Here is a 7226-nt window from a genome sequence, read left to right on the forward strand (position 1 = left end):
CCGGGATGTGTGGAATTGTCGGGTATATTGGTGAAAGGGAGGTAAGTAATGTTATCCTCGTCGGGCTGGAGCGATTGGAATACCGCGGCTATGACTCCTGCGGGATTGCGGTTTATGATGGCGATCTCAAGATTCGCAAGACCGCGGGCAGGCTCCAGCTCTTAAAGGAGCTACTGGCAAAAAATCCGGTTGACGGCAGGTTGGGCATCGGTCATACCCGCTGGGCAACCCATGGTGAGGTTACCGATGAAAATGCCCATCCATTTACCGACTGCACCCGCACCATTGCCCTGGTTCACAACGGGATTATTGAGAACTACCGGGAACTGCGCCGGCACCTGGAAAACGAAGGGCACAGGTTCGTCTCTCAGACCGACACCGAGGTGATTGTTCATTTGATTGAATCTTGTCACCGGCAGGGAAAAGGCAAGGATCTCCTTACAGCGCTGCGGGAAGTAGGAGCGACAATGAAGGGCAGTTATGCACTGGTGGTGATTAACGCCCTGGAACCGGACCGGCTCTATGCGGTGAAGATGGGCAGCCCCCTACTCATCGGCAGGGGCAAGCAGGAGTTTATCATCGCCTCAGATGCGCCCGCGCTTGTCGGAATCGCCCAGAAGATGCTGGTGATGCAGGATGGGGAAATAGCGGTTGTCACCCAAAAAGGGGTGCAACTGTTTGACTTTAACGGCAGGCAGGTGGACAGGGATTTTGTCCCAATTGAAATGAAGACAAAGGAGATCTCCAAGGGTCGTTATCCCCATTTTATGCGCAAGGAGATTTTTGAACAGCCCGAGGTCCTGAGGGCAAACATCGCCCGCCGTTTCCGTGACGACACGATTATGCTCGACCCGGAGTTTCTCCTTTATCCGGATTTCATCGAGCGCATCAAAAGGATTGTCATCCAGGCGTGCGGGACCTCCTACCATGCGGGTCTGGTGGGCAGATTCTACTTTGAAAGGTTCTGCAAGATTCCGGTTTCGGTGGAAATAAGTTCCGAGCTGCGCTCCTCTGAATTCCTTTACGAAGACGAGACGCTGATGCTGGCTATCAGCCAGTCCGGTGAGACCGCGGATACCCTTGCTGCGCTCCGGGAGGCGCAGGCACGGGGAATCCGCTCATTAGCCCTCCTCAATGTCTATCGCTCATCAATTGCCCGGGAGGCGGATTCAACAGTTTACATCCACGCCGGACCGGAAATCGGTGTGGCATCAACCAAGGCATATACCGCGCAGATTCTCAACCTTTTGTTCCTGTCACTCTACTTCGCTCGCATCCGCAAGACGATGAGTGCTGACCAGTTACAGCGGGTGCGCGCCGATGTGGAGTTAATCCCCAAACAGGTAGAATCTATTCTCAACCTTGACCGTCGCATAAAACAGGTGGCGGCAAGGCTCGCCTTTGCCCATGACTTCATCTATCTCGGCAGGAATATAAATTACCCCAGTGCGCTTGAAGGGGCTCTGAAACTGAAGGAGATTGCCTATGTCCATGCAACCGGTTATCCAGCAGGAGAAATGAAGCACGGTCCCATAGCCTTGGTCAATGAAAATGTCCCGGTAATTGGGATTGCGCCTAAGGATTCGGTTTACGAGAAGATGATCTCCAACCTCACTGAGGCGAAGGCGCGCAAGGGCAAAATCATCGTTATTGGCACCGAAGGGGATGAGCAACTGAACGAAATTGCCGATTTCGTCCTTTACATCCCCAAAACCCCGGAATACCTCTCCCCGATAACAGTTGCACCACCGCTCCAACTTCTCGCCTATCACATAGCGGTCCTGCGCGGCTGCGATGTCGACAAACCGCGCAACCTCGCCAAATCGGTAACGGTGGAATAAACCTGTTTAATATCAATAGTGTTGCCGGTTGTGATGTTGCCTATGATGAACGCGATGCCTATGCCGTTTGGGTGGTGCTTTCTTTTCCTGAACTCAAGGAGTTAGAAAAGACCTGGGCGCACCAGCCGATTCCCGCTGATTACCATACCGGTTATCTTGCTCACAGGGAACTGCCACCCCTACTTTCAGCATTCGCGAAGTTAAAAACCAGACCGGATGTGGTCATCTGTGATGCCGCGGGCAAGGCGCATCCACGCAAATTCGGGCTCGCCTGTGCGTTGGGTAGGGCGATTGACATCCCAACTATTGGCTGTGCAAAGCGCCGGCTCGTGGAAATAACTGCGGAGCCCGCCAGTGAAAGGGGAAGTTATACCACCATCCTAATGGATGGAGAGGCTGTTGGTGTAGTGTTGCGGACAAGAGCCGGTGTCAAACCGGTCTATGTCTCACCGGGGTATAAGATTTCGGTTGATGAGGCGCGGCAGATAGTGCTAAGCTGCTGCAGGAGGTGGCGCATACCTGAACCTATCCGGTTTGCTCATCACCACGCTTTACTCCTCAGGCAGGGTTTCAAATTCCTCGATGTAAAAGTCAACTATAACGGTCTCGGTTGAGTTCTCTAAATCACGGATGGCGATGAGCCGGTGGGGGTCGGTTAGTTCGTAAAGGAGGCGCAGATTGCGCTGGGGTGCAAGCGCCTCAACCTCCCGGCAAAGGATTTCACCTAAGGCTGTTTTGACAAGTTTGGTCCCCAAAACCTTTACTGTAACCGGGATGGTGCGGAATTCCAGCCCTACTACCGCATTAACCTGAAAGGAAAGCCCGGGCTCAAGCGGAATTGTGCGAAACAACTGCGGCAGCATTTCTATCCCATAGCTACTTTTATTTGCCCGAAATACCTTTTCCTCAACCCCATCCATTGTCTCCTTCCGGAGCTCTACTCTATCCTGTGAAAATTCCGCCTGGGCTTCAGAGATGGAGATTTCAGTGGCAACCACGCGATAAGACCAAACTGGCAGGAGGGTAAAGCGGGTGAGGGCAAATGCGGTGGAGTCAAAAAAGTAAAATGGCGCTGATTCTGTTCGGACAACATTGCTAAAGACAACAACCGGGGCCCCGGCCTCCTCGTCGTATCTTAAGCTGATTATGCGGGTGAAAAGGACTGAGTCGTTACGCACAACCTGATAAACCGCGGTCTCACCATCCTCCCAGCCGGGAGGTGTCAGCGGCGGCATGGGTTTTGGGACAGGGGTACAGGAAATAATGAAAATACAAAATGCCAAGTGAAAGCCGCTAAAAGGAGGTTTTAACTCCAGGATTTTCATATCCTCCTTTCCCGCATTAGGTTCTCAAGATAAAACAAGAGAGATTCCATATCCGCAGGTAGGGGCGATGAGAACTCAAGAAATTTTTTGGTGCGAGGATGAATAAAACCAAGTCGGGCAGCATGTAGTGCCTGGCGCTTCATTATAATTAATATCTCTTTAAAGATGGAGGCGTGGTCCTTGTGCTTGATGACATTGGTACTCCTCCCGCCATAATCCGGATCACCGACAACCGGATGCCCGATATGCTCAAGATGAACCCTGATCTGATGGGTCCTGCCGGTCTTAAGCCTCAGCCTGAGATAGGTGCAGATTGCATAGCGGCGCAAGACCTCATAACCAGTAACAGCGGTACGGGCTGCAAAAGGAGTGACCGCCATCCGTAACCGGTCAATCGTATGCCTGCCAATAGGCGCATCAATCGTACCCTCAGACAGTTCAAAGTCACCCCAGGCAAAGGCAAGGTATTCCCGGACAACGGTGCGGTGTTCAATCTGGGCACCGAGGCTGCGCAACGCCTCATCGGTTTTGGCAAAAACTAAAAGACCGGTGGTATCTTTGTCAAGGCGATGAACCACACCCGGTCTGAGTGGCGAGTCGGCACGTAGCGGCAAATGCTGGCAGTGATAAAGTAGTCCCTGAACCAAGGTCCCGTGCCGATTTCCCCTTGCCGGATGAACCACCACACCTGCAGGCTTGTCAATGACAATCACATCCCCGTCCTCATAGACAATGTTCAAATCCATCTTTTCTGGCTCAATCGTGAGTTCCGGTTCGTATTCAAACTGGGCGGTGATTGCGTCCCCGGGTTTCACCCGGTAACTGGGCTTTACCGGTTTCCCATTCACCAATACCTTGCCGGCTTCAATCAAGGTTGCCGCCCGATTGCGGGAAACCCCCAGCCCGGAGAGAACCAGATACACATCCAGCCTTTTACCACAGAGCCGCTGTGAGGCGACGCGGTGAAACCGCTTCAGCTTGACCGTTCCCTCTTCAACGAACATTCTTACTCGCCCCATTCAGCCGGCGTTCATAATCCCGGGCAAAACCAGCGATGCCTTCGGCAATTGCCCGCGCAATTTTCTCTCGGCATTCAGGTGTGCGCAGCAGTTTTTCCTCCTGGCGATTTGAGAGAAAGCCGCACTCAACTAAGATTGCCGGCATAAAGATATTGCGCAGGACATAGAAGTTTGCCTGCTTCACCCCCCGGTCCTGGACCCGCACAAGTCCCAGCGAACTCTCCTGAATCCGGGCTGCCAGTTCGCTTGACTCATAGAGAAATTCATTCTGTGCCAGGTCGGCAAGAATAAGACCCACCGGATTATTCTTATCCTTGATAAGCGGGTTGGCGATTTCCCGTTCGAACACCGCATTCTCCCGTGCTGCCACCGCCCTTTCCCAGTCGGTCTTTGCCTCAGAGAGAAAATATGTCTCCAGACCGGTTGCGGCTTTGTTTTCTGCCCAGTTGGCATGAATACTTACAAAAATGTCCGCCCCTGTTTTTATCGCCTTCTCTGCCCGTTCGGCAAGGGTGACATACTCATCCCCCTCCCGGGTAAGGTAGACCTCAAAGCCATTTTTGACCAGATGCTCTTTTGTCCTCTTGGCGATGTCAAGGACAACGGTTTTCTCCTCGGTGCCAAGTGTCCCAATTGCGCCCGGGTCTTTGCCCCCATGTCCAGGGTCAAGGAGAATTTTAGCCACTTGGCGCTTCGGCCTCGGGAAAACCCGCACCTCAATACCCTGCTCGCGGCTGATTATCGTTTTCTCAACCGGCTGGCGAAATGTCCAGATTAAACTTGTCCCCACGGCGTTGGAGTCAATCTTGATCCCGTTGAGGAAACTCCCGGTACTGGTTAGGGAAAGGAGTCTTAACTCTTGGACAAAGCCTGAGTCAATCCGGGCGCCAAGGGTAAGACGGAATTCAATGCTGGAGCTGTTCTCGTGATGAAAAAGGAGGGCGCCGGTTTTCTTCTGAAATGGGGAAAGGAGCAGGCGGACAACCAGGGTATCCTGGACTCTTTCGGTCTCAATCGTGCTGAGAATCGGCACATCCAGTTCTGGAAAGATTGCCGCCGCCACTACCGCCGGTAAGTAGAGCTGATCCTTCTCCATCACCGCGGGCAAGGGCAGTTGCAACCTCTTGCCGTTGTGAATCACGAGGTTGCTGTCAACAAGAAAGGTGTATTCTATAGGTAAGGAGTCTTTTGCTCCCGGCAGGATGGCAACAAACCGGCTTTCACCTTCAGGTGATCGAACCAGCCAGCATTTTCCCTGAAAATGGGCGGTGATGCCCGAAAGGGGTAGGTAGTCAACACCATTGAAGTTACGCAGATTCTCCTCTTTCGCCGCAAAGGTATAATTGAACAAAATGGTGAAAAATAAAAAGATAGCAACCCCAACCCTTCTGCTCACAACCTCTTTCCCCATTGCCGCTCATCCCGTTCAATTGCCCGACGCTTCAGTTCCTCGCGGCGGTCAATCGCCTTCTTGCCCTTGCATAAAGCCAGTTCCACCTTCGCAATCCCGCGGTCGTTGAAATAAAGCCGCAGCGGTATCAAAGTGAAACCCCGCAGGGTGGTCTTGCCAAAGAGCCGCTTGATTTCATCACGGTGGAGAAGCAGTTTCCGCCGGCGCTTCGGGTCGCGGTTGAAAATATTGCCCTGACGGTAAGGGGCGATGTTGACATCGCAGAGAAAAACCTCGCCGTTCTCAACAACCGCATAACCGCCATCAAGGGATGCACCACCCTCACGCACGGACTTCACCTCGGTGCCGACAAGCTGAATCCCGGCTTCAATCTTCTCAAACACGGTATAATCCCTTAGCGCCTTGCGATTGGTAGCAACTACCTTCACCATCTGATTATAAAAGGTGCAGCAACTACAGTCAACCCTTACTAAAGGGGCATTCAGCCGGCATCCCTACAACTGCAACGCCGCCTCGGAAAAAAACCATCTGCTCTCGGGTCTAAAACCACTGGGGGAGTGACCCCCGGGGTAAAACTGGTATTCGGCTAAGTTATTGAAATACGAAAGATAACTCAACTTCACCCATGGGAGATCTGTTTATATTTATATAAACCTAATTCCAGAAAATCCAATATCACTCGGTATTGATACCGTTTGACAAAAACAGGGTTTGCCGGTTAAATATTTATCAGATGGAATGGCAATCAAACTGGAGGCATAATATGCAGAGATTTTTAGCGATTTTGGTCTGTGTTATCTCCGGGCTGGTTTTTGCTGCCGAATGGGAGCCCGAGATTCGCTTGACGAATAACAACTATTCCGACTACTCCTACTGGAGCACCCAACGCCGGGTGGTTGTTGACCCGCAAGACCGCATCCATGTTGCCTGGTATGTGATGAACTCGGGATTGGGAACCTACCGTTTTCAGATTTACTACAAGCGCTATGAGCCGGGGTCAGGCTGGACTAATGATACGATGATTTCCTTTGACCTTTACAATCAGAACCTCAACTCCAAGCATGTCTCTTTGGCCTGCGATTCTATGGGAACTATTTATGCGGTCTGGTGCTCGGGTCCGGATGATGTTACCGACGAGTATATCTATCTCAAGACCTGGTCGCCAAATAACGGCTGGGACGAGAATTCGCGGTTACTTTCGGTGAGCGGTCCCAATGTTGTCAAGGAGTGCGCAACGGTCAGTGTTACGCCCGAGGGTCATATCCATGTGGTCTGGCTGGAGGGCACAAATATCATTTACCGGGAGCGGGTTGATACCTGCTGGCTTGCGCCGGTGGTGGTTGAGGGCGGAAGCAATTATAAGGCATATCCCGCGGTTGCGGGTGGTCCTGACAACAAGGTTCATCTGGTCTGGTATGGTCGGGAGGGCACCAGTGGCTATTATGATGTCTTCTACAAGGTGCGCACCGACACCGTCTGGGGTCAGACCGAGAATGTTTCCCAGGGGGAAAGGCATCAGATGTATCCATCAATTGCGGTTAATCCCGTAACCGGCAATCCCCATATCTTCTGGCAGTGCTATGGTGCCAGTGACCTTGTCCGGCGGGCGGTTCACCGCTGGCGTTCACCC

General features: G+C 52.4%; 7 protein-coding genes. 3 read left to right on the forward strand and 4 right to left on the reverse strand.

The window, feature by feature from the left end; genetic code table 11:
• Positions 1–5: 5 nt before the first annotated feature.
• Together glmS and ABIK47_04285 are read left to right on the forward strand one after the other, a co-directional pair.
• A complete protein-coding gene (gene glmS, locus ABIK47_04280) occupies positions 6–1841 on the forward strand; it encodes a glutamine--fructose-6-phosphate transaminase (isomerizing) (GenBank protein ID MEO0019844.1) in 1836 nt (611 codons plus the stop codon).
• Between the two features lie 11 nt (positions 1842–1852).
• Complete coding sequence (locus tag ABIK47_04285) at positions 1853–2455, forward strand: endonuclease V (protein MEO0019845.1); 603 nt, start codon at positions 1853–1855, stop codon at positions 2453–2455.
• Here the strand turns inward: ABIK47_04285 and ABIK47_04290 are convergent.
• The 4 genes from ABIK47_04290 to smpB all read right to left on the reverse strand — a co-directional run bounded on the left by ABIK47_04290 (position 2393) and on the right by smpB (position 6027).
• Positions 2393–3076, reverse strand: coding sequence for a hypothetical protein (locus tag ABIK47_04290; GenBank protein MEO0019846.1), 684 nt, complete (start codon positions 3074–3076; stop codon positions 2393–2395). The two genes, ABIK47_04285 and ABIK47_04290, sit on opposite strands and share 63 nt — an antisense overlap.
• A gap of 86 nt (positions 3077–3162) precedes the next feature.
• Positions 3163–4185, reverse strand: coding sequence for an RluA family pseudouridine synthase (locus tag ABIK47_04295; protein ID MEO0019847.1), 1023 nt, complete (start codon positions 4183–4185; stop codon positions 3163–3165).
• A complete protein-coding gene (locus tag ABIK47_04300; protein ID MEO0019848.1) occupies positions 4160–5581 on the reverse strand; it encodes an N-acetylmuramoyl-L-alanine amidase in 1422 nt (473 codons plus the stop codon). The genes ABIK47_04295 and ABIK47_04300 overlap by 26 nt, the downstream gene beginning before the upstream one ends.
• Complete coding sequence (smpB, locus tag ABIK47_04305) at positions 5578–6027, reverse strand: SsrA-binding protein SmpB (protein ID MEO0019849.1); 450 nt, start codon at positions 6025–6027, stop codon at positions 5578–5580. Before smpB ends, ABIK47_04300 begins: the two co-directional genes overlap by 4 nt.
• A 332-nt stretch (positions 6028–6359) precedes the next feature.
• Here smpB and ABIK47_04310 point away from each other — a divergent pair.
• A partial coding sequence (locus ABIK47_04310) for a hypothetical protein (GenBank protein ID MEO0019850.1) occupies positions 6360–7226 on the forward strand: 867 nt, incomplete at its 3' end.

The sequence above is a fragment of the candidate division WOR-3 bacterium genome, from assembly GCA_039801245.1.
Lineage (GTDB): Bacteria > Hydrothermota > Tepidihabitantia > Tepidihabitantales > Tepidihabitantaceae > JAOABP01.